Source organism: Chroococcidiopsis sp. CCALA 051, assembly GCF_003015105.1.
Taxonomy (GTDB): domain Bacteria; phylum Cyanobacteriota; class Cyanobacteriia; order Cyanobacteriales; family Chroococcidiopsidaceae; genus Chroococcidiopsis; species Chroococcidiopsis thermalis.
This window is the reverse complement of the sequence record NZ_PYCI01000002.1, coordinates 47,141-70,939: the sequence shown is the minus strand read 5'-3', so window position 1 is coordinate 70,939 and position 23,799 is coordinate 47,141. Positions and strand designations below refer to the sequence as shown.

Annotated in this window: 22 protein-coding genes; 17 read left to right on the top strand and 5 right to left on the bottom strand. The window is 45.2% G+C overall.

From position 1 onward, the window contains the following. Positions 1–12: 12 nt before the first annotated feature. Both C7Y66_RS00855 and C7Y66_RS00850 read left to right on the top strand, forming a co-directional pair. On the top strand, positions 13–726 hold the full coding sequence (locus C7Y66_RS00855) for an ERF family protein (RefSeq protein ID WP_015152163.1): 714 nt from the start codon (positions 13–15) through the stop codon (positions 724–726). 114 nt (positions 727–840) lie between these two features. After that, positions 841–1,413: a siphovirus Gp157 family protein gene (locus C7Y66_RS00850; RefSeq protein WP_015152162.1), complete on the top strand. Its 573-nt coding sequence runs from the start codon at positions 841–843 to the stop codon at positions 1,411–1,413. A 161-nt stretch (positions 1,414–1,574) separates the two neighbouring features. Here C7Y66_RS00850 and C7Y66_RS31535 read toward each other — a convergent pair whose 3' ends face one another. Next, positions 1,575–1,718 (bottom strand): hypothetical protein, encoded by a 144-nt coding sequence (locus C7Y66_RS31535; RefSeq protein ID WP_015152161.1) that lies wholly within the window; start codon positions 1,716–1,718, stop codon positions 1,575–1,577. Positions 1,719–2,181: 463 nt separating this feature from the next. On the opposite strand from C7Y66_RS31535, the gene C7Y66_RS00840 reads away from it, so the two are divergent. From C7Y66_RS00840 to radC, 4 genes are all read left to right on the top strand, one after another. Further along, complete coding sequence (locus C7Y66_RS00840) at positions 2,182–2,640, top strand: hypothetical protein (RefSeq protein ID WP_015152160.1); 459 nt, start codon at positions 2,182–2,184, stop codon at positions 2,638–2,640. A 174-nt stretch (positions 2,641–2,814) separates the two neighbouring features. After that, positions 2,815–4,770 carry a penicillin-binding protein 2 gene (locus C7Y66_RS00835; protein WP_233222467.1) on the top strand — a complete coding sequence of 652 codons (1,956 nt, stop codon included), beginning with the start codon at positions 2,815–2,817 and terminating at the stop codon, positions 4,768–4,770. 110 nt (positions 4,771–4,880) lie between these two features. Beyond that, positions 4,881–5,825, top strand: a complete 945-nt coding sequence (locus tag C7Y66_RS00830) for a phosphoribulokinase (RefSeq protein ID WP_015152158.1) — start codon at positions 4,881–4,883, stop codon at positions 5,823–5,825. Positions 5,826–6,006: 181 nt separating this feature from the next. Beyond that, positions 6,007–6,738: a DNA repair protein RadC gene (gene radC / locus C7Y66_RS00825; RefSeq protein WP_015152157.1), complete on the top strand. Its 732-nt coding sequence runs from the start codon at positions 6,007–6,009 to the stop codon at positions 6,736–6,738. Positions 6,739–6,858: 120 nt separating this feature from the next. Here radC and C7Y66_RS31530 read toward each other — a convergent pair whose 3' ends face one another. Beyond that, positions 6,859–7,011 carry a hypothetical protein gene (locus tag C7Y66_RS31530; protein ID WP_015152156.1) on the bottom strand — a complete coding sequence of 51 codons (153 nt, stop codon included), beginning with the start codon at positions 7,009–7,011 and terminating at the stop codon, positions 6,859–6,861. A 509-nt stretch (positions 7,012–7,520) separates the two neighbouring features. Here C7Y66_RS31530 and C7Y66_RS00820 point away from each other — a divergent pair. The 7 genes from C7Y66_RS00820 (at position 7,521) to C7Y66_RS30400 (ending at position 13,989) form a co-directional block, all read left to right on the top strand. Then, positions 7,521–8,969: a nicotinate phosphoribosyltransferase gene (locus tag C7Y66_RS00820; protein ID WP_199197177.1), complete on the top strand. Its 1,449-nt coding sequence runs from the start codon at positions 7,521–7,523 to the stop codon at positions 8,967–8,969. After that, entirely contained in the window at positions 8,969–9,562 is a 594-nt protein-coding gene (locus C7Y66_RS00815) for a nicotinate-nucleotide adenylyltransferase (RefSeq protein ID WP_106544121.1), read from the top strand. The genes C7Y66_RS00820 and C7Y66_RS00815 overlap by 1 nt, the downstream gene beginning before the upstream one ends. Further along, positions 9,523–10,269, top strand: a complete 747-nt coding sequence (locus C7Y66_RS00810) for an NUDIX domain-containing protein (protein WP_106544120.1) — start codon at positions 9,523–9,525, stop codon at positions 10,267–10,269. Before C7Y66_RS00815 ends, C7Y66_RS00810 begins: the two co-directional genes overlap by 40 nt. 75 nt (positions 10,270–10,344) lie before the next feature. Further along, positions 10,345–10,638 carry an isochorismate lyase gene (locus tag C7Y66_RS00805; protein ID WP_106544119.1) on the top strand — a complete coding sequence of 98 codons (294 nt, stop codon included), beginning with the start codon at positions 10,345–10,347 and terminating at the stop codon, positions 10,636–10,638. Positions 10,639–10,640: 2 nt separating this feature from the next. Next, the gene (locus C7Y66_RS00800; protein WP_106544118.1) at positions 10,641–11,774 is read left to right on the top strand and encodes an alpha-hydroxy acid oxidase; all 1,134 of its coding nucleotides are present in this window, start codon (positions 10,641–10,643) and stop codon (positions 11,772–11,774) included. A gap of 97 nt (positions 11,775–11,871) precedes the next feature. Continuing rightward, positions 11,872–13,797 carry an NAD+ synthase gene (locus C7Y66_RS00795; RefSeq protein ID WP_106544117.1) on the top strand — a complete coding sequence of 642 codons (1,926 nt, stop codon included), beginning with the start codon at positions 11,872–11,874 and terminating at the stop codon, positions 13,795–13,797. Positions 13,798–13,839: 42 nt separating this feature from the next. Then, a complete protein-coding gene (locus C7Y66_RS30400) occupies positions 13,840–13,989 on the top strand; it encodes a hypothetical protein (protein ID WP_233222465.1) in 150 nt (49 codons plus the stop codon). A gap of 41 nt (positions 13,990–14,030) precedes the next feature. Here C7Y66_RS30400 and C7Y66_RS00790 read toward each other — a convergent pair whose 3' ends face one another. Further along, positions 14,031–15,425 carry an alkaline phosphatase gene (locus C7Y66_RS00790; protein WP_106544116.1) on the bottom strand — a complete coding sequence of 465 codons (1,395 nt, stop codon included), beginning with the start codon at positions 15,423–15,425 and terminating at the stop codon, positions 14,031–14,033. Positions 15,426–15,679: 254 nt separating this feature from the next. Here C7Y66_RS00790 and C7Y66_RS00785 point away from each other — a divergent pair, with 254 nt between their 5' ends. Continuing rightward, positions 15,680–16,207: a dual specificity protein phosphatase family protein gene (locus tag C7Y66_RS00785; RefSeq protein WP_106544115.1), complete on the top strand. Its 528-nt coding sequence runs from the start codon at positions 15,680–15,682 to the stop codon at positions 16,205–16,207. Between the two features lie 360 nt (positions 16,208–16,567). Then, positions 16,568–19,180, top strand: coding sequence for a cyanophycin synthetase (gene cphA / locus C7Y66_RS00780; RefSeq protein WP_106544114.1), 2,613 nt, complete (start codon positions 16,568–16,570; stop codon positions 19,178–19,180). A gap of 67 nt (positions 19,181–19,247) precedes the next feature. On the opposite strand, the gene C7Y66_RS00775 is transcribed toward cphA, so the two are convergent. After that, entirely contained in the window at positions 19,248–19,943 is a 696-nt protein-coding gene (locus C7Y66_RS00775) for a Uma2 family endonuclease (RefSeq protein ID WP_106544113.1), read from the bottom strand. Positions 19,944–20,294: 351 nt separating this feature from the next. On the opposite strand from C7Y66_RS00775, the gene C7Y66_RS00770 reads away from it, so the two are divergent. Further along, entirely contained in the window at positions 20,295–20,519 is a 225-nt protein-coding gene (locus C7Y66_RS00770; RefSeq protein WP_106544112.1) for a hypothetical protein, read from the top strand. A 45-nt stretch (positions 20,520–20,564) separates the two neighbouring features. On the opposite strand, the gene alaS is transcribed toward C7Y66_RS00770, so the two are convergent. Then, entirely contained in the window at positions 20,565–23,213 is a 2,649-nt protein-coding gene (alaS, locus tag C7Y66_RS00765; RefSeq protein WP_106544134.1) for an alanine--tRNA ligase, read from the bottom strand. Positions 23,214–23,537: 324 nt separating this feature from the next. Here alaS and C7Y66_RS00760 point away from each other — a divergent pair, with 324 nt between their 5' ends. After that, complete coding sequence (locus C7Y66_RS00760; protein ID WP_106544111.1) at positions 23,538–23,747, top strand: heavy-metal-associated domain-containing protein; 210 nt, start codon at positions 23,538–23,540, stop codon at positions 23,745–23,747. Positions 23,748–23,799: the final 52 nt, after the last annotated feature.

The following is a 23,799-nucleotide window of genomic DNA, read 5'->3' as shown; positions in this document are numbered from 1 at the left end:
AAGGATAGCGTTATGAGCGAAACATTAACTAGCGCCACAGCAACCAGCGAAACAGCGACTCATACTAAAAGTCAGCTATATAAAAAGATCTTAGCCGTACAAAAGAATTTGCAACCTTTAGAAAAAACTGGTTGGAACGACTTTCAGAAATATAGCTACACCACTGCTGGCGATGTTCTTCTACCAGTACACAAAGCCTGTAGCGAACAAGGATTAATCGCGATCGCCGATTGTATCGAATCTCACATCGAGCCGGGACGAGCTTCAGTAGTCGTCCGCTTAACGATTGTAGATACAGAAACAGGTGAGTCTTTAAGTGTCAGCGCGCCAGGTTACGCCGAAGACTATTCGTGGAAAGATAGTCGTCCTACTGGCGATAAAGCTGTATATAAAGCAATTACAGGAGCCACGAAATACGCCGTTCGTTCTTGCTTTTGTCTCCCATCAGATGACGATCCAGAAAGGACACCACAAAGGCTCAATTCCAGACAGCCAATGAATCGATATGTCGTCAATCCTAGCAAAGTAGACTCGGTATTGCTGGAACAAACCACGGCAGAATTAAAGCGTGTCGGTTGGTCGAGTACCCAAGGACGACTATACTTACAAGATAAATTTGGCAAATCCAGCCGTCAGCAGCTCAGCCAGCAGGAACTACAACAATTTCTCAATCACCTGCGTTCCTTACCAAAACCAGAAGCCCAACCGATTCTGCAAGAAAGCTGATAATTATTTGCTTATGATGAGAGGTAATTAGTTGTTAGTTGTTAGTTGTTGGTCGTCGATCGCCATCAACCATTACCCATTACCGATTACCAATTGAATTAGGACACTTGAAAGGTGACTCCATCTCATTCAGCCGAAAAAAATTCATCTGAAAATAACTTGCCCCAATCTAGATCGCGATCGCTCTTTAGTATTGGTGAAGATTTAGAGCGATTAAATGAAATCCTAGATGAAGCTGGAGACGACACCCAACAACAAGAACTCCTCAACGAATGGTTACAACAGCTAGGAACAGAACGCGATCGCAAGTTGGATGGATACGCGGCTTTGATCTCGGAAATGCAAGCGCGTGCTGAGGCGAGAAAAGCAGAAGCGCAACGTCTGATGGAGCTAGCTAGAGCGGACGAAAGGCGATCGCAACTCTTAAAAGAGCGATTGAAATGGTTTTTTGAGTCGCAGCAACTCAAGACGATTGAAACTACTCGTTATCGGCTGTCTTTATCCAAAAATGGCGGTAAAGCCCCCTTAATCCTTAAACCAGATCTCTCACCGCAGCAACTCCCCGAACGGTTCACAACCACTTCAATCGAACCAAACACAAGTGCCATCCGCGCTGCCTTAGAAGCAGGAGAGAGTTTAGATTTTGCTTCCCTGGGCGATCGCGGTACGAGTATAAGAATTAAGTGACTAGTGGCTAGTGGCTAGATTCTTTATCTAGCCACTAGCCAACTACCAAAAAAAATTCTCCTGCAACAGCAGCTTTCACAGGGAGATAAGGCTGAGAATTGTTGCTGTGCAGGAGATCTTGACAATTAATAAAGAGCGAGCTTTTGACTCGATCGCTGCAATTAGGGGGTAGCAGCAGGAGAAGGGGATTCAGCCGGAGAGGGGCTAGTACCAGTACCGCCACCACCACCAGCATCACCACAGGCTCCTAAAAAGCCGCCCAATAAGCTGAAAACTAAAGCTAAACCGATGAATTTTTTGTTCATAACTCCTCTTTCACCAAATGCGGTAAAAATGAACGAGCCGCTCTTGATCACGATACCGCATTTGTTGACTTTTTTGACACTACCGGAACTATAGCGGCTTAAGTTGACGGCTGATATACAGCTTGGACTGAGGGTTTTGACGATTGGTTGAATTTATTTACTTGCAGCACAGAGCTTCATTTATAAAGCTTATACTTCAAGCATGGATGCCATACCCTCAAAATTAAAGTTTTATTTAAGTCGTTCCTGATGTCAAATATCTTCCCTCTCTGGACGTAACTTTGAGTGTGAGAAATTAATACAGTACTTTTATGACAGGAGACAGGAGACAGGAGACAGAATGTTCTCTGGCGACTTCTTCAGTGAATAAATTTCTTTAACAAAGTTGACGAGAGTATCTGTTAGAGAAAGTTGCCATTAGAATTGGGGTGTTCATCTGCCCAAAGTATGATGGCTAAGTATTATGGCTAAGGCTCCTAAAACTCGTGTTTCCAGTCGCCAGCGGCAAAAACCAGTGCCTGCTAATGCTAAGAGCGTCAGATCTTTGAGTAGTTCGCGCTCGGCTCCTGTATGGCTGACTAGTTTACGCCACTTACAAAATCGCTGTGCGGCTGTGACTGCTCTATTAGTGACTGCATTACTTGTAGCTTATGGCTGGTCGGCGTACTCCCAAAGCTCGTGGCAAGAAGCGCGCAGTCAACTAGAAGACTTAAAAAAACAAGAACGGCAATTGATGCAAAAAAATGAAGTGCTAAAAAACGATTTAGCAACGCAAGCACAGCAACCAGAAACGGGACTCGTGTATCCTAGCCCTGCTGAGGCGATCGCCCTAGAGCCAGCCAGCCAGACTAACAGAGCGCCAAAGCCAATTTCACCCGCAACTCAACCTCCTCGTTTGACTTCTTTGCCACTCGGTTATTAGACAGTTATCAGTTATCAGCGAACAGGGTGTGGGGTGTGGAGTGTAGGGTGTAGAGTTTATGTTATTCGCTCCCTCAGCTCTCTTATCCCGACTCCCTACGGGCGGGTTTGGAAACCCGCCCCTACCAACTCCCGACTCGTGCGCTCCCTGCTCCCTCACCACGCATTACTGAAAATGTCTATCTTTCCTTCTTCTGATGCCCGTCGTCAGCGTCGTACTGCTAAAAACCGCGATCGCAGCCAAGCAAACCGCCCTCAGCATCGCCAACGGCTGAAGCAACCTCGGACGGTAGAAAAGCCAGTTTCAAATCAGCAACAAAAGAGCAACCGCTTGCCCTTATTGCGGCTGCTACTTGTATGGAGTGTTCTGATGGGAACTTGCGTAGCAATGGGAATAAAATTGTATCGGCTGCAAGTCATACACGCACCAAAATTGTTTGCACAAGCACGCAAACAGCAGTTGACAAGTATGCCTGGGTTTGTCATCCGTCGCCCAGTTGTAGATTGCAATCAAAATGTACTGGCGATGGATCGGTTGGTCTATCACTTATATGCTCGTCCCGGTCAATTTAATGTATCCAAAGAAAAAATTGCCGATCGGCTAGCACCCCTACTCCAGAGTTCTTCTGCTCAGCTTGTCAAGCGGTTCAATCAACCTAGTAATTCAATTCGCTTGACTTCAGTTGTCCCTGAAGAAATGTTCCAGCAGATCGATAGCTTGACGATTGATGGTAAGAAGGTTAGAGGTCTTGAGCTAGTTCCACAATTTTCGCGCTTCTATCCGCAACACACTCTAGCAGCAGACATAGTGGGGTATGTGAATACGGATCGTGAAGGCAAGGCAGGGGTAGAAGCGAGTCACAATCAGCAACTAGAAAGCTTGGTCAAACCAATTCCATCGTTGTCCAGGGACGGAAATAACGAAATTATGAGTTATTCCGTTCCCGATAACTTTGCCGAGGTTGATGATACACGCTTGGAATTGACTGTAGATCTGCGCTTGCAGCGTGCAGCTCAAGCAGCTCTCAGTAAGCAGTTAAAGGCAGTGCAGGCGAAGCGGGGTAGCGTTATTGTCATGGATGCGCGAGACGGCAGCATTTTGGCAATGGTGGACGAACCATCTTACGATCCAAATGAATTTTACAAATTTGATTTTGAGTTATTTCGGAATTGGGCAATCTCAGATTTATACGAACCAGGATCGACATTTAAGCCATTAAATGTGGCGATCGCGCTGGAGCTAAAAGCAATTCATCCTAATGAAATCTTTCCCGATCCAGACACGATAAAAATAGGTGGAAGGATCATTAAAAATGCCGATCCAGAACCTTACAAAGAGCTTTCTGTCGCTGGCATCTTACAACATTCTAGTAATGTTGGAATGGTACAGATTGCACAACGAATTTCTCCAGCCACCTACTATGATTGGTTGAAAAAATTAGGGATAGGGCAATCTCTCGCTACAGATTTAGCTGCTGTCGCTCCTAGTCAAATCAAAAGTAAAAAGCAGTTTGTAACTTACCCAATTGAGCCAGCTACCGCTTCATTCGGTCAAGGTTTTGCTCTCACGCCGATTAAGCTCGTACAGTTGCACGCTGCTTTAGCCAATGGTGGTAAACTCGTCACTCCTCATGTCGTTAGAGGGCGCTTCGATTCCAATGGTCATCCTCAATGGCAACCGACCTTACCAACACCGCAGCAAGTGTTTTCTCCTTCAGTTGCGAAAACAGTACTAGAAATGATGGAGACTGTGGTTACACAAGGATCGGGGAAAAGTGTTCGGATTCCCGGTTATCGAATTGCGGGTAAAACGGGTACGGCTCAAAAAGCCAGTGCCAGAGGTGGCTACGATAGTACAGCCAAAATTACTAGTTTTGTGAGTATTTTACCCGTAGATGCGCCGCGCTACGTTATTTTAGCAGTCATAGACGAACCGACCAAAGTACCTAAAGGTCAACTAATTCGCGGTTCCACCACAGCCGTTCCCGTAGTGAAATCTGTCATAGATGCCCTAATCTCTACGGAACGAATTCCACCAAATCAACCCACTCAAAGAATTCAGAATTCAAAATTCAAAATTAATTCCAACTCCCAACTCCCGACTCCCGACTCCCTGCTTCCTGATAACTGATAACTGATAACTGATAACTGATGACTGTTGAGTTGCTCTGCATTCTTGCCTAGAATAAAGCCAATCCAAGAATTACCTTGGCTAGCCTTTTTAGCTTCGTAGGAGTCACCATGAGCAATCGTCCAATCGTGCTAGGTATTGTTGGTGATAGTGCCGCTGGCAAAACAACTTTAACTAAAGGAATTGCTCAGGTACTAGGGGAAGAAAATGTCACGGTAATTTGTACCGATGATTACCATCGCTACGATCGCGTCCAACGTAAAGAGCTAGGAATTACGGCATTACATCCCGACTGCAACTATCTGGATATTATGCAACAACACCTGTCTCTCTTGCGAACGGGACAGCCAATTCTCAAACCAGTCTACAGTCACAACACAGGTACGTTTGAGCCACCACAGTATATTAAGCCGGATAAATTTGTGATCGTCGAAGGCTTGCTCGGTTATTCTACCCGGGGTGCGAGAGATAGCTATGATGTCAAAGTTTACCTTGCGCCACCCGAATCGCTGCGGGCAACTTGGAAAGTTAAGCGCGACACCATGAAGCGCGGTTATACTCCAGAACAAGTCATGGGAGAATTACAAAAGCGCGAACCCGATTCTGAAGCTTTTATCCGTCCCCAGCGCCAGTGGTCTGATATTGTAGTCAGTTTTTATCCACCGCGCGAAGATGCAGAAGAGAGCAACAGTCAACAGAATTTGAACGTCAGACTAGTTCTGCGTCCGACCATTCCCCATCCAGGTTTTACCGAAATCATTCAGTCTAATCGAGCTAACTATACCTCACCAATTCGCCTAGAACTCGATCGCGATATGGGTAAGCCAGTCGATGTCCTCGAAATTGACGGTCATGCCACCAAGGAAGACGTAATTCACTTAGAACGAATGTTGTGTAGCGAAATTCCTTCCTTAATCCCATTTTGCAGTACGGATAGCAACCCCGATCTGGGTAAGTTAGTGGGAACAACCGGAGAAATACTGCAAAGTTATCCACTTGCCTTAACTCAACTCCTAATTTCCTATCACATGCTCAAAGCCGCTCGGATTGTTTAGTGGTAATTGGTAGTTGGTAGTTGGTAGTTGGTAATTGGTTGACGGTTAACTGATAACTGATTTCAATCGTGATTCTTTTAACTAATTGGGGATAAATAAAAAGTATAGCAATTGGTAGTTGACAAAAAGCTACCAATATGAAAATTTATCCTTTGCGATCGCTCGGGCGATCGTTTTCTTTATGACCTATTGTCTCAGAATTGCCGATTTACCAACTACAGAACGCCCCCGTGAGAGGCTAATAACTCATGGAGCGCAAATTTTAGCCACAGCCGAGTTAATTGCTATTTTGCTCGGTACGGGGCAAGGAGCAGGAAAACTTTCCGCGGTTGGATTAGGGCAATATATCTTACAAGAATTGAGTAAAAATCAACGCGAACCTTTAGCAGTGTTACGAGAAGTCAGCATTCAAGAACTGATGCAAATTGATGGTATTGGTCCTGCTAAAGCAACAACCATTTTGGCAGCAGTTGAGTTGGGTAAGCGGGTGTTTCAGTCTCGTCCTTTAGACCGTCAACCAATAGAAAGTCCCGCAGTAGCGGCGGCGGTGTTGAGTCAAGATTTAATGTGGCAACCGCAGGAGCGTTTTGCCGTCTTACTTTTAGATGTAAAAAATCGTCTGATTGGGACGAAGGTGATAACAATTGGTACGGCAACAGAAACTCTTGCTTCTCCCCGCGAAATTTTTCGCGAGGTAATTCGTCAAGGAGCAACGCGAGTCATTGTGGCTCACAATCACCCTTCAGGCAATGTCGAACCGAGTTCGCAAGATATTGAATTGACTCGCCAGTTATTAGCGGGAGCGCAATTATTAGGTATTCCCATACTCGATCATCTAATTTTAGGTAATGGCAACCATCAAAGCTTGCGAGAGCTAACCGATCTATGGCAGGAGTATCCACAAGGAGATTGAGCGCCAGGAAGAGGAGCGGTCGTGCGGGTCAAGTATACAAATAGGGACGCACCTCAGTACGCCCCTACTATTGTCTTTCAATACTACTGTCTTTCAATTGGTTGTCTTCTAATCGGCTGTCTACCAATCAGCGTGACGACGATGTTTATAGGGTTCTCCTGTAAAAGGCTGCGTACCAATAGCTGGATATGCATCATCGCTAGGACCAAAAATCCGTGTCATGGCTTCAATAATATATTGAGCAGCGCTGTCTAGCATTTTGGAAATATTCATATAGTTCATCTCCAGAAGTGAGGATGAATGAGATAGCTGTATGAATTCTTATTTTATGTTTGTTATCGGCTAATTATGAGCGTTACTCAATCTATTGCAATCGATCGCAATACTTATTTGTTGATGTTTGTAATTCGTTATACAGCCGACTCAAATAGTTTATTATGACTGTCATTAGTCCTTGGCTAGATATTGTAACAAGTCTTTTGCGATCGTGCGATCGCCATCGATCGCTAACTTATCAGTATTCTTGTTTTATATGAAGAAAACTCTCTACAATTACTTTTCCTAAAGTTGGATTTCTTCTAAAACCACCATTAAGAAAGGTATATATTTAGTCAGTTGTCAGTTAACCGTCAACCATCAACCAGCTACCAACTACCAACTACCAATTACCTAACGACTGATTACCTAACGACTGACAACTAAATAACTGCCCAAAAAGACTTGACATATTTTTGGTAGAAATTACTATAATTAAAACAACGCTGCCATGAGAGAACGATGAGATGACGAGTTCACGCTGGAACGTTGCGGAAAACACCATACTCCAAGAACGAGAAGATCGAGCCTTGACGCTGACAGAGGTTGATTACAGCCTGCTGACCGATCTTTATCAGCTAACAATGGCAGCTTGCTATGTTGGTGAAGGGTTGGAACAATCTCAGGCGAGTTTTGAATTGACAGTGCGTCGCTTACCCCAAGGATTCGGTTACTTAATCGCGATGGGTTTGGCGCAAGCATTGGAATATTTGGAGAAACTGAGGTTTAGCCCCGAACAGATTGCAGCTTTGCAAGCTACGGGATTGTTTCATCACGCACCAAAACAATTTTGGACGCTGCTAGCTGAGGCTGAGTTTACGGGTGATGTATGGGCTGTACTAGAGGGAACGGCAATATTTCCTCACGAACCGTTGGTACGAGTCGAAGCCCCTTTGTGGCAAGCGCAGTTAGTAGAAACATACCTCCTCAATACTATTAATTACCAAACCTTGGTAGCCACACGCGCCGCCAGAATGCGAGATGTTGCGGGTGCGGAGGCAACGCTATTAGAATTTGGGACGCGCCGGGCATTTAGTCCTCAAGCTTCTCTGTGGGCAGCCCGCGCAGCTTTAGCAGCAGGGCTAGATGCTACATCGAACGTACTAGCAGCGGTGCGACTGGGACAAAAACCCAGCGGGACAATGGCACATTCGTTAGTGATGGCACTTGCAGCTACAGCAGGTAGCGAAGCTGAGGCATTTACAGCTTTCCATCGCTATTTTCCGGGCGCGCCGCTATTGATTGATACTTACGATACGATCGCCGCCGCTCAATCCTTAGCAGAATCAATTCAGTCAGGCAAAATGCAACTGGCTGGGGTGAGAATCGATTCGGGGGATTTGCTCACTCTATCGCAACAGGTGCGATCGCTCCTCCCTGGTGTACCAATCTTCGCCAGTGGTGATGTAGACGAGTGGGAGATTGCCAGACTGAAAGCAAGTGGTGCTTGCATTGACGGTTACGGATTGGGAACGCGATTGGTTACGGGTGCGCCTGTTAATGGTGTCTACAAGTTGGTAGAAATTGATGGCATTCCCGTTATGAAAGAATCAAGCGGCAAAATGACTTATCCTGGGCGCAAGCAGATTTTTCGCCATGTAGAGACGTTACATGGAACGTCTCTACATGGAACGTCTCTACAATGCGATCGCCTGGGATTAATAACGGAAAATCCGCGATCGGGCGAACAACCTTTGCTGCAAATGGTGATGCAGGGAGGGAAAATCATACAGCCACCAGAAGCGATCGCCCAGATCCGCCAACGAACGGCGGCGACAGTTGAAAGCCTACCTACCCAGTGCAGGCAATTGGACAATCCTACAACAGTAGAAGTACAAATTTCTGCTGCTTTGCAGGAGTTAACAGAGACAACAAAACACCAACCGCCCAGGATTGTAGCTAGCGAAGGAAGATAATGAGGATTGCTTTATTTGGTACGAGTGCCGATCCACCGACAGCAGGACATCAAGCAATTTTGTGTTGGCTGGCAGAACGTTACGATCGCGTAGCGGTTTGGGCAGCAGATAACCCGTTCAAGTCGCAGCAAACGCCGTTACACCATCGCGCTCAAATGTTGCAACTGTTAATTGCTGAGATTAAACCTCAACGGCAGAATATTGGGTTTTATCAAGAGTTGAGCAGCCATCGAACGCTGGAAACAGTGGAAAAGGCGCAACAATGGGGACAAGTAGAACTAACGTTAGTTATTGGTGCAGATTTAATCGAACAATTACCCCGTTGGTATCTAATTAAAGATTTGTTACAGCAGGTACAATTACTAGTTATACCGCGCCCAGGATATGGAATAGAGGAATCGGATTTGGCACGCTTGCGCGAGTTAGGGGCAAAGATTGCGATCGCCGATTTGACTGGTTTAGATGTCTCTTCTACAGCGTATCGCGATCGCTGCGATCCAGAAGCCGTTACCCCACAAGTCAAGGCATACATTCACCAACAGCATTTGTACAAATGCCAGGACGCACCCAAAGAAAAGTTATCGATCCGGTAAGTTCGCAACCTTTAGCTGATTTTAAAGTTGGAGTTGATAGCGTTATTTTCTCCGTTGATACTTCTCAAAATCGGCTTTTGGTACTGTTAGTTATGCGCCATCAGGAACCTTTTGTAAATTACTGGGGTTTACCTGGTACATTGGTGCGTCAAGGAGAATCATTAGAAAATGCTGCTTATCGGATTTTGGCAGAAAAAATTAGAGCCAAAAATCTCTATCTAGAACAGTTATATACATTTGGGGGACCTCACCGCGATCCGCGCGAGGAAGCTAATAGTTTTGGAATCCGATATCTCTCCGTGAGTTATTTTGCCTTAGTCAGATTTGAGGATGCAGAACTCATTGCCGATGGAGTGAGTGGGATTGCTTGGTATCCCGTTAAGGAAGTGCCACAATTAGCTTTCGATCACAATGAGATATTGGCATACGGACATCGGCGTTTGCGAAATAAGTTGGAATATAGTCCAGTCGCATTTGAAGTGTTGCCGGAAATGTTTACTTTAAGCGATTTATATCAGCTTTATACCACAGTTTTAGGCGAGAACTTTTCTGATTATTCTAACTTTCGAGCCAAGTTATTAAAATTAGGTTTTTTATGCGACACGGGAATTAAAGTATCGCGAGGTGCAGGTCGTCCAGCTAGTCTATATAGATTTAATGCGGAGGCATTTGCTCCTTTTAAAGATAAGCCTTTGGTGTTTATTTAAATGGGTAATGGGTAATGGGTGAGTGGCTAGCGACTAGCCACTAGCCACTAGTCACTGATAACTGATAACTGATTTATGAAAGTACCGGAAGAGTGTTTAAATATTCATGCGATTCGACAAGAAATTGATGCGATCGATCGCCAAGTTATAGAATTGCTGGGTCAGCGATTTAATTATGTGAAAGCAGCGGCTCAATTTAAAAAAGATGCTGATGGTGTAAAGGCTATAGATCGGTTGAATGCCATGTTACAACAGCGACGAATTTGGGCGGAAGAAGCCGAGCTAAATCCTGATGCAATTGAAAAGATCTATCGAGATTTAGTTGGCTATTTTATCGAAGAAGAATTGAAGCACTGGGAATCGAAATAATTATGATTCCATCCAACCCAATCAATCTATTTGAATATGAAACGCTGGCACACAAACACTTATCTCAAATGGCTTGGGATTACTACGCTAGCGGCGCTTGGGATGAAGTGACGTTAAATGATAATCGTGCTGCTTTCAATCGCTACCGATTGCATCCACGCATGTTGGTGGATGTGAGTCAACGAGATTTGAGTACGACAATTTTAGGACAATCTTTGAGTGCGCCAATCCTCATTGCACCAATGGCTTTTCAGTGTCTTGCCGATCCCACAGGGGAGGTTGCTACAGCAAAGGCGGCGGCTCATTCAGGTATTGGGATGGTGTTGAGTACGCTAGCTACTAAGAGTATGGCAGAAGTCGCGATCGCCAACCCTCAGACTTGGTTTCAGTTATATATTCATCGCGATCGCAATTTAACTCGCGCTTTAGTAGAGTACGCCTACCAGTGCGGCGCAAAGGCGCTTTGCGTCACCGTAGATGCGCCATTTCTAGGGAGACGAGAGAGGGATACGCGCAATCAATTCGTCCTCCCTCAAGGCATGGAATTGGCTAATTTGTGTAATTTACAAGACAAAGATTTAGACATTCCCCACCGTCAAGGCGAGTCGGGTTTATTTGCCTATTTTGCCGAACAACTCGATCCTGGCGTAACTTGGACAGATTTAGCATGGTTGCGATCGCTCGTACCATTACCACTTGTTGTCAAAGGAATTTTACGTCCAGATGATGCAATACGTGCCGTAGAAGTTGGCGCTGAGGCAATTATTATCTCAAATCATGGTGGTAGACAACTCGATGGAGCGATCGCAACTATTGACGTTGTATCTCAAATTGTCGCTGCTGTAGGCGATCGTGCTGAAGTCTTAATGGACGGTGGGATTAGACGTGGTACTGACATTTTAAAGGCGCTAGCATTGGGAGCAAAAGCTGTTCTGATCGGTCGTCCCGTATTGTGGGGTTTAGCCGTAGCAGGTGAGACAGGAGTACAGCACGTCATTAAAATTTTACGCGACGAACTCAGTTTAGCAATGGCATTAAGCGGCTGCGCCAAATTGCAAGATATAGACTCCTCACTGGTAAAACGGGAGTTGGGGAACAAGGGAGCAGGGAGCGCTTCAGTGCAGGGAGCAGAGTAAGAGAGCTTCAGGTGCAGAGGAGCAACTACCAATTACCAATTACCAATTACCAATTACCAATTACCAATTACCAATTACCAATTACCAATTACCAATTATGAAAATTGCGATCGCTCAACTCAATCCTACAATTGGCGACTTAAATGGAAATGCTCAGCAAATTTTAGCAGCAGCGCAACAAGCTGAAAAACAGAGCGTGCGGTTGTTGCTGACACCAGAATTATCTTTGTGCGGCTATCCACCACGAGATTTACTCCTAGACCCTAGTTTTGTCTCTCAAATGGGAGCAACTTTGCAACGGCTAGCTGAAGAATTACCATCTCAAATGGCAGTTTTGGTAGGTTGCGTTCGACTTAACGAGCGATCGCTTGCTTTTGGTGGTAAGCCATTATTTAACAGTATTGCTCTACTACAGAAAGGCAAAATTCAACAAATCTTTCACAAGCGCCTCCTACCCACCTACGACGTATTCGACGAATACCGTTATTTTGAACCGGGATTGGAGGCGAGTTCTCTAGTTTTGGAAGGATTTGTAGGGGCGCACAGCCGTGCGCCCCTACCCACACACCACGCACCACTCAAAATTGGAGTCACCATCTGCGAAGACTTATGGAATGACGAAGAATTTTGGGGTAGGCGCAGCTATGCGATTAATCCAATTGAGGAGTTAATTCAACAGGGAGTCGATCTGGTTGTGAATTTATCCGCTTCTCCCTATAGCGCCAACAAGCAGCAGGTACGAGAAGCAATGTTGCAACATGGCTCTATGCGTCACCAAATTCCGGTATTGTATACTAACCAAGTTGGAGCGAATGACGACCTGATTTTTGATGGTTGTAGCGTTGGCTTTAATCGTGCGGGAGAAATGGTTTGCCGCGCGCGGGCGTTTGAGACAGATTTATTAATTGTAGAATACGACGAGCAAGCAGGAGATTTACAACCAAGTAAAATTGCTCCAACGCCTGCAAATCTAGATGAGGAAATTTGGCAGGCACTTGTTTTAGGCGTGCGAGACTACACGCGCAAGTGTGGCTTTTCTAAAGTCGTACTCGGTTTGAGCGGGGGAATTGATTCATCACTGGTAGCAGCGATCGCCACCGCAGCGTTAGGTAAAGAGAATGTCCTTGGCGTACTCATGCCTTCTCCCTACAGTTCGGAACACTCAGTTCAAGATGCCGTGGAATTAGGCAAGAATTTGGGCATATTAACTCAGATTATCCCGATTGAAGAGTTAATGCAAGGTTATGACAAAACTTTAGAACCGTTGTTTGCTGGTACGCCTTTTGGCATTGCTGAGGAAAATATTCAATCGCGGATTCGCGGCAATTTACTCATGGCGGTTGCCAACAAATTTGGCTATCTCCTGCTTTCTACTGGTAATAAGTCAGAAATGGCTGTGGGTTACTGTACCCTTTACGGCGACATGAATGGAGGACTAGCCGCGATCGCAGATGTTCCCAAAACCCGTGTCTATTCGATCTGTCGCTGGCTGAATTCTCAAAGGCAAGAGGCGAGAGGCGAGAGGCAAGAGGATGAGACAAGGGAGACAAGGGAGACAAGGGAGAGGGGGGAGACAAGGGAGAATTTGCCAACTACCAACTACCAGCTACCAACTACCAATTACCAATTACCAATTACCAATTACCAAACAGCAATTATTCCCGAAAACGTCATCAACAAACCCCCCAGCGCAGAGTTGAAACCAGGTCAATTAGACCAAGATTCTCTACCTGACTACGATACTTTGGACGATATTTTACAAAAGTTGATTCAAGAGCATCAATCGGCGGCGCAAATTGTTGCTGCCGGACATGATGCGGCTGTAGTCGATCGCGTCGTGCAACTCGTCGTCAAAGCGGAATTTAAACGTCGTCAAGCGCCTCCTGGCTTGAAAATTACCGATCGCGCTTTTGGTACTGGCTGGCGAATGCCAATCGCGAATAAGTGGGTTTCCCATAGTAGAATGCCATCGTCTGAGGTGGTGTCTCAAGCTGCTGCGAGTCCTGCTGTTCCACCGCGATAAAGTTCCTTTTGTTATTCATACTTAATGTGTGGAGGAAAAAAGATGTTTCAAACTCAACAGCTTCAGGACAATTGCGTGACGCTGTACGATATTTCGTGGGAGAAATTTGAGGCGATCGCAGCATTATTAGAAGAGACTAAAGTACGCTTGACTTACCTGGATGGAACTGTAGAAATAATGGGGTATAAGTAACAAAGTTACTTATACCCCAGTTGTAAGTTGAAGAACTGAACTCATTTACCTGTACGAGCTTTTGTCTCTCTATCACCAGGAATTTTCTCACCAAAAAGAGTGAAGTAAAGCATACGGTAAATGTCAGTGTTGCTAATACCTGTTGTAGGCATCAGTTCTTCTGCATTCAGTCCTGCCGCACGAGCAATAACACCGCTACCCACGTCATCACCAGATCCCCATTCGACTGCAAAGGGGAAGGAATTACCATTTAAATCGGGAGCGGATATAAAGGGTTTTGTTCCGGTTCCATCCACGCCATCGATTGCAGAACCGCTGACTTCATCATTGGCTGGCAGCGGTTCATCAGCCGATTCGACATCGAGTAACTGCATCCCACCAGCATTGCTATCGCTTGCAGTCACCATGAAGGTGTTGGGGTTTTGCTCGATGAAATTGAGGATAGTTCCTGCTGCATCATCGGCGCGTTTGAAGGCTTCAAGGCAGCCAGATGCGTTGAGGTTATTGCAAAAGTTATCAGTTCCTTCTTCCTCAATTACCACTAAAAAGCCTTGTTTATCACCAGAGACACGGTTGAGTGCGAATTCAGTCATCTCGGCGATTGTTGGAGCGCTAGGAATGTAATTGGGCAACCCTTGCGCCCGTAACTCTTCTTCAGTGCGATCGTTGAAAGTGTCTTCCACATTGAACACTCCAAAGACCTTAGTAACTTCTTTGGGTAGACTAAACAGCTCGTCACGGGTATAAACAACGGTGTAGCCTTGGGATTGTAGCTCCTTAATTAAGTTGCGTCTATCAGTGCGTTTGCCTATACCAAAGCGTCCTTGAGTACCTTGAGGCAAAAGCCACTCTTCCCCTGCGCCGAGCATGATGTCTACACCAGATTTGACGACTTCCAAAGCAATCTCTTCGTAATCTTGTCGCCTTCTTGCTTCTGATACAAAGGCAGCCGTACCTGGCTCTATCAGAGAACCAGATTGAACTAGTGCAGTACCAAGACCAGCTTTTACAGCCTCTTCCATAATGGTGTTCGTAGTGCCATTAGCTGAGAGATACTCGTTGCCTTCAGGATCTAGTCCAAAGGAAGCTGAGTAGGCACGAGTACCAGTTGCATGAGTTACAGCACCAGCATTAGAGGTTCCTCCTAACAAGTCTGCTAGATGACCGCGATAGGGTGCAATAAAAGGCAAGCGATCCCAGTTGAGTTCTCCATCTGAACCGTAATTAAGAATACGAGTTACATCCCAGTGGCTAGCCGAAGTTCCATCAGGATGGAAGAAGATCGCGCCATTGCCCGTTGGTTTTGGAGCAGCCTGTGCAGGCTTAGCCCAAGTAAGAGAGACGATTTGTGGAGTTACTAATGTGCCAATGAGTAATGCACCTAGTAGTTTCAATTTGGTAAATGTCACAACTATCCGCTCCTCACGCTTATACATGATGATTCAGTATCGATTTAATTTGATATCAATTATTTTTGGACTCGCTATTAGCTTGAACAATTAACTTGAACAAATATTTGAGCTATTGTCCCAAGAGGTTTCCGCGTCCACGCATAATTGACGCGAACCACAAAAATAGTTGTTATTCAATACAATTTGAATTGCTCCTGAATCATATCAGAACAGCAATCAGTGCCGATGTGTTGCAGAAAACATAGAAACTGTAATTACGATCGCAGAATAGAGAAACTATGTACAAATTTGCACCAGCTTCCAAGCAAGAAACAATTGTATTCGGCTCGGCTCGACCTGGCTATTCAGAAGCACAAGTACGAGGTTGGCTGGAATATATGCAAGGGCAAGATGTCAAACGAGTCTGCTGTTTGCTTCCCCAAAAGCAACTCGCTCCCTACTCAGATTTACTTGGCACTTATGCACGAGAATTTGGCACTCAACAAGTTTGCTGGACACCAATTGAAGATTTTACGCTTGCTGAGCCTGAAACACTGACAGGGAAGATTTTACCATTTTTACTGGAAGCCGACCGACAGGGCGAGAAAGTTGTCGTGCATTGCAGTGGGGGTGTTGGGCGCACGGGTCATGTTTTAGCGGCATGGTTGGTAGGTGGTCGCGGTTTTTCTAACCGAGAAGCAATCAAAGCAGTGAGGCAGATGGGTAGAAATCCATACGAAGTTGCGATCGCATCTGTTTTTCAAGCTAAGAATCCGTTTAAAATGATTGCGGAGTTGGAATTGCTTTTAGATTTTTGTCGTACTTAGTTGGATGATTTGGCGATCGCAGTTCTCGTGTCTTTGTTATTGAAATAAATTAGTATCGAGGATTACTGATTTTTTGTGAAAATTAGTACTTTAATTATTAGGGGGAATGACGAGGAATATATTATTATAGCTGTACCAAGTTACAGCTATAGAGAAGATTTGTGTCGTGCAAAGACACGAAGTGGCTTCTCGGAGAGTAGACGCAAAGGCGCGAAGAAGAACGCTAAGTAGCTTTGATATTAACTGCAAATTGCTAGGAGAATGAGTAAAAATTCTTTTGCAAGTCATGGGAAGATAAACGTGGAGCCAGAAATTACAGTGGAATGACCAGATCGCTAGTTATCAATCGAAAAAACTGCGATGAAAATACTCAAGATTCAGACGTTACAAGGTCCCAATTATTGGAGTATCCAAGACCACAAGCTGATTGTCTTGCGTCTCGATTTGCAAGATTTGAGCGATCGCAAACCGAATAGAATTTCTGGCTTTGTAAAGGGGCTGACTGAGGCATTACCGAGTTTGGGCGATCGCGAGTGCGATTTGGGAGAAAAGTTTTTAGATCGGTTGCAGGACGGCTGTTTGTGGATGGAGGAAGTCGTCGAACATGTGGCGTTAGAATTGCAAACTTTAGCTGGGATGCCCGTGAGTTTCAGCCGTACTAGAAAGACTGCAACTCGTGGAGTTTATTACGTCATCTTTGAATATCAAGTTTCAGAAGCGGGGCGCTATGCGGCGAGGGCTGCCGTGCGATTGTGCGAAAGTATCGCAGATAAAGGACGCTATCATCCCGACGATTTACGGCAAGATTTGCAAGATTTGCAGAGACTTGGGGCAGAGGCGGCGCTGGGTCCAAGCACGGAAGCAATTGTCAAAGCTGCGGAGGCAAGAGGTATTCCTTGGCTGCAATTGGGGGCGCGGTTTTTAATTCAGTTAGGTTATGGAGCCTACCAGCATCGAATTCAGGCAACGCAAAGCGATCGCACTAGTATTTTAGGTATCGAGCTAGCGGGAGACAAGGAAGGAACGAAACGCATTCTTCAAGATGCAGGGGTTCCCGTTCCGCGTGGCATGACGATTAGCTATTTTGACGAGTTAGAAAATGCGATCGATGCTGTAGGCGGCTTTCCCGTGGCAATTAAGCCCCTCGATGGCAATCATGGCAGAGGTGTGGCGCTGGATATAAATACCTGGAAAGATGCAGAAGCAGCTTACGATGCGGCAAGCGTAGTCTCAAAATCTCGGGCTGTCATTGTCGAGCGTTATTACACGGGACGCGACCACCGCGTATTAGTTATAGATGGGAAAGTTGCTGCTGTTGCCGAACGAGTCCCCGCCCATGTACTGGGGGATGGGCGTTCTACGATTAACGAACTAATTGAAATGGTAAATCGCAATCCGCGCCGAGGGCAAGGACACGATAACGTGATGACGCGGATCGAATTAGACCGTAGCAGTTTTGAACTTCTGCGCCAGCAAAGGTATAGCCTGGATACGGTGCTGAGAGAAGGAGAAATCTGCTATTTACGGGCAACAGCTAATCTGAGTACGGGTGGAATTGCGATCGATCGCACCGATGAAATTCACTCTGATAACATCTATTTAGCGGTAAGGGTCGCAAAAATCATCGGACTGGATATTGCTGGTATCGATATTGTTACCCCCGACATCTCCCGTCCCCTAGCAGAAGTTGGCGGTGTAGTTGTTGAAGTGAATGCTGCGCCTGGTTTTCGGATGCACACTCATCCCAGCCAGGGTTTACCGCGTCCGGTGGGGGAAGCAGTCTTGAATATGCTGTTTCCTCCTGGCACTCCCAGCCGCATTCCGATTGTGGCAATTACAGGAACTAATGGCAAAACGACGACCACCCGTTTAACTGCCCAGATGTTTCGCCAAACCAAACGCATTGTTGGCTACACGACTACCGATGGGACGTATATAGACGATCGCCTTGTGGAAGCAGGGGATAATACGGGTCCCCACAGTGCGAGGTTGATTCTGCAAGACCCGATGACAGAAGTTGCAATTTTGGAAGCGGCGCGGGGCGGAATTTTGCGTTCTGGTTTGGGCTTTCCGACTTGCGATGTGGGTGTTGTCTTGAATGTCGCCGCCGATCATTTAGGAATTGACGGGATCGATACAGTGGAAGACTTGGCATATGTCAAAAGCGTGGTTGCAGAAACAGTCATGCCTGAAGGTTATGCTGTCCTGAATGCTGACGATCCTTTAGTGGCGGCGATGGCAAAGCGGGTTAAGGCGCAGATCGCTTATTTCTCCATGCAGCCAGATCACGAAATCGTCCAGTCGCATGTCCAACAGGGGGGACTTGCCGCAGTTTACGAAAACGGTTATTTAACATTTAGAAAACAAGATTGGTCGGAACAGATCGAACAAGCAGTAAACGTACCGCTGACATTAGGCGGAAAAGCTAACTTTGCGATCGCCAATGCTTTAGCTGCCAGTCTAGCCGCCTTCGTGCAAGGTGTAAAAATTGAGGATATTCGCGCTGCCTTGATTGCCTTTAAACCATCGACCAGTCAAACTCCAGGACGAATGAATTTATTCGACTTGGGCAAATATCAAGCTTTAATTGACTACGCTCATAATGGGGCGAGTTATCAAGCAATGGGTGATTTTGTCCGGCATCATACGGGAGAACGGATCGGTGTAGTGGGGGGTCCAGGCGATCGCCGCGATGAAGATTTACTTAACCTGGGTAGACTAGCAGCAGGAATCTTCGATCGCATTATTGTTAAAGAAGATGATGACACCCGCGATCGCCCCCGTGGTGAAGCTGCCGAACTCATTCGTCAAGGCATTGAAGAGGAAAAACCCGATTTTCACTACGAAACCATCCTCGACGAAACCACAGCAATTAACACTGCCTTGGATACTGCAACTGATGGTAGTTTAGTCGTGATTCTACCTGAAAGCGTCAGCCGTGCAATTAAGCTGGTGGAAACTCGTTATCAGTGAACAGTTATCAGTTATCAGTTGTCAGCAACCGACAAACGACAAATGACCAATGACCAATGACAACTGACTACACTTCATCAGGATCGATGCCTAATTCCTTTAGTTTTTCTGCTAATCTTTGGGAACGTAGTCTTTCCTGTTCTAGTCGTTGCTGTGCCTGTTCTCTAGCTTGCCTTTCCTGTTCTCTCAAGGCTGCTAATTCAACATAACTGGTAAATCTCTCGCCATCGGGTCGATAAAGTTCCAGTTCCGTACCAGCCATTTCAAATCTTACACCTAAGCGGGGACTAACCCAGCCTAGAATTGGATCGATAACGTCTAGCCGATTGTCACGACGCAACCAACCGCTTAAATCGCCGCGATCGGGGTCGTATAGATAATATTCTTCTACTCCGTGGCGATCGTAAAATACAAGTTTCTTATCTAATTCTGTTTGGGTATTACCAGGGGAACGCACTTCAAATACAACTTGAGGCGCAATATTATTTTCTTTCCATTGTTGATAAGAACCTCTATCTCCTTTTGGTCTACCAAAGACAACCATTGCATCAGGTGCAGCACGAATTACGTTGTCTCCTTCTACGGGATACCACAACAAATCTCCTGCTATAAATACATTTGAGTCGTCTTTAAATAAATATTCTAATCCTTCTTTGATTGTGACGATCCAGCGAAACTGCTTTGTATTGTCGGACATTGGCTGACCGTCACTATCTGGGTAAATAATGTCTGGGCGATCGCTTAATTCTACTTTTGATGTCATTGGTATAACTCCCGCAGAACATGTGTTTAAGCCTATTGCTAGCTACTAAAAACTATATTTTTGTTGAACCTATTTTTTTGACTGTGCAAATTGCTACTTTCATTTTTGACTATTCAGAATTATTTTCATTGTTACCTCAGTAATTATCGGTATGCGATCGAGTATAAATTATAAAGACAATAAATCTCTTATATTTTCCACTCTTTGCAATAAGATATTTTAAATAAAAATTTTTTATTCACAGTGGTTAATTTGATTTCTTTATCAACTGAATATCGCTATTTTCTACCTATAGACATACGCCTTAAGTATGGTATTGTCTCTATGTAGTCTTTCCCAGACAGAAAGAGTATGAATGAGCTTATCAATCAAATCAGTAGCAGAACGGGAATTTCTGAAGATCAAGCACGGCAAGCAGTGGAAATGGCTCTTGGTTTTGTCAAAACTAAGCTACCCGAACCAATGGCATCTCAGTTAGATAACTTCCTTGCAGCCGATGCAGCCGCAGGTATGGCTGGACAAGTACAGCAGCAGTTAGGGAATCTTGGTGGTATGTTTGGCGGTCAACAACAATAGTCAACAACCATAATTTAGAGGGTAGGCAATTGCCCACCCTTAAACCTAACTCAAAGCCGATCGCAACTCTTTTTGAGCCATTTCTAAGGCTTCTGGTAGCTTACTTGCATCTCGTCCGCCAGCTTGGGCTAAATTTGGTCTACCACCGCCGCCACCACCACAAATAAGCGCGATCGCACCGATAAATTTGCCAGCTTGCAAGCCTTTTTTATTCACTTCTGGACTAAAAGCTGCAACCAAACTTACCTTTCCCTCTTCAGGAACGGAACCCAAAACGACAGCACCATTGCCTAATTTTTGCAACAATCTTTCAGCAGCTGTTTTTAAAGATTCTGGATCGACAGCTTCCATTTGGGCAACGACATATTTGAATTCTCCCACCGATTCAGCTTGTGTTAGAAGCGATTCAGATTTTGCTAAAGCAAGTTGTGCTTTGAGGGTGTCGAGTTGCTTTTGAGTGGTTTTGAGTTCGGATTGCAAAGTTGTAATTCGATCTGGTAATTCTTCCGGTTTTACCTTAAAGCGATCGCTTAAATCTTTAACAACTTTATCCCTAACATTTAGGTAATCTAACACGGCGGAACCAGCCACCGCTTCAATTCTTCTTACTCCCGAAGCGACACCAGCTTCAGAAATAATTTTAAATACGCCAATTTCGGCTGTATTGCTGACGTGAGTACCACCGCATAATTCCATCGATACGCCAGGGAAATCTAATACGCGCACTTCCTCGCCGTATTTCTCGCCAAACATCGCAACTGCACCTCTAGCTTTAGCTTCTGCTAGTGGCAAAATGGAAATTTCGGCTGTATGTGCTTCCGCAATCCAAGTATTAATTGTCTCCTCAATTTGTTGTAACTCGTCTGGTGTCACCGGACGAGGACAGTTAAAATCAAATCGCAATTTTGTGAAGTCTACTAAAGAACCTGCTTGCGAAATTGATTCATCGACAATCTTTTTCAAAGCAGCTTGTAGTAAATGCGTGGCGCTATGATTAGCTTGGGCGCGACGACGACAAGCACGATCGATTTGGGCTGTTACCTTATCTCCTACACGTAAAGTCCCGCGTTCAATTCTGCCGAAATGTACGAAGAAATCGGATTCTTTCTTCACATCTTCAACCCGAACCAAAATCGCATCGCCAGACAGATAACCGCGATCGCCTATTTGCCCGCCTGATTCAGCATAAAATGGTGTTTTGTCAAGGACAATTTGTACGTCTTGTCCTGCTTCGGCTTCCTCAACGCATTGTCCAGCCATCAGCAGCACTTTAATTTCAGCCGTAGCCACTGGTTGAGTGTATCCCACAAATTCTGTAGCGTGGATATGCTCGGCAAGTTTATCTAACGAACCTTGTACGGTGAGATCGATGGTTTCGTGTGCTTCTTTTGCCCGTTCGCGCTGTTTTTCCATTTCCACCTCAAAGCTATCTACATCAACAGTGAGGTTATATTCTTCAGCAACTTCTTGGGTTAATTCCAAAGGAAAACCGTAGGTATCGTAGAGAGTAAAAGCACTCTCGCCGCTAATTTGAGTTTGCTTCTGCTGTTTTGCCGTTTCGATAATCTCATCCAGCAGTTTCTCGCCGCGTTCTAAAGTTTTGAGGAATTGCGATTCTTCTCGTTGCAACTCAGCTTTGATTTGTGCTTCTCGCACGCGCACGTTAGGATAAGCAGATTCAGACAGCGCGATCGCGGTTTCTACTACTTCAGGTGTAAAGACGTTACATGTAACGTCTCTACGATAAACCCCAATTAATCTTCCATGTCGGACGACACGCCGAATTAACCGCCGTAAAACGTAACCCCGTCCTGTATTTGAAGCGCGAATTTCATCCGCAATCATGTGCATCACAGCACGGATATGATCGCCAATCACTTTCAAAGAAACTTTGGTTTTCTCATCACAGTTGTTGTAATCAATTCCTGCAATTTCTGCTGCTGTTTTGATAATTGGGAAGATGAGATCGGTTTCATAGTTATTCGGAACTTTCTGGAGGATCTGCGCCATCCGTTCCAGTCCCATTCCCGTATCGATATTTTTCTTAGCCAGGGGTGTGAGATTACCTTCTGCATCGCGGTTGTATTGCATGAATACCAAGTTGTAGAACTCGATAAACCGCGTATCATCTTCTAAATCGATATTTGCGTCACCGCGTTCGGGGTGAAAATCGTAGTATATTTCCGAGCAAGGACCGCATGGACCTGTAGGACCAGAATACCAGAAGTTATCATCTTCCCCCATGCGCTTGATTCTGGCTTCAGGAACGCCAATCTTATCCCGCCAGATAGCATAAGCTTCGTCATCTGACTCAAACACGCTAGCAACTAAGCGTTCTGGAGGTAAGCCAAAAACTGTTGTCGATATCTCCCATCCCCAAGCGATCGCTTGTTCCTTAAAATAGTCACCAAAGCTGAAATTGCCTAGCATCTCAAAAAAAGTGTGATGCCTTGCCGTGCGTCCGACATTTTCAATATCATTAGTGCGGATACACTTTTGAGATGACGTAGCGCGTTTAAACTCAGGCGATCGCTGTCCCAGAAAAATTGGTTTAAATGGTAACATCCCCGCGATCGTCAGTAATACGGTAGGATCTTCTGGCACGAGGGATGCACTAGCGAGGATCTGATGTCCTCTTTGGGAATAGAATTCTAAAAACTTTTGCCGAATTTCGTTACCACTAAGATACTGCATGGCGCTGGGGGTGATTGGGAACGCGGTAGTTGGTAGTTGGTAGTTGGTAGTTGGTAGTTGGTAGTTGACTTTTCTCAACTCACGACTCACGACTCACGACTTACGACTCCCGCTCAATATATTTTTGCATTTCAGCTCTAGTTACAGCTACCTGTCATCAGTTGTCAGTTATCAGTTATCAGAGGTGTAGAGACGTTACATGTAACGTCTCTACACCTCACTCCCGACAATTCACAAATCTAGCTGAAGAGTCATGAGCGATCGCGCCTTGAGTCGATAAGATTGAAGCCTGAAGACAAAAAATGACGAATTTTCACTTTTGCTATGGCACTCAAACTAAAAGTACCCGATATTAAGTGTGATGGTTGTGCAGAGACGATTACCGAAACTATCCATACGATGGAACCCGATGCTAAAGTCGATGTCGATGTCGATGCTAAGACGGTAACGGTAGAATCTGCGGCATCAGAAGAGACAATTAAGCAGTCAATCGTAGCTGCGGGTTTTACAGTTGAAGGATATCAAGCTGGGTAATTGGTAGTTGGTAGTTGGTAGTTGGTGAGTTAGATAAGAGAGAAGTTTTGAA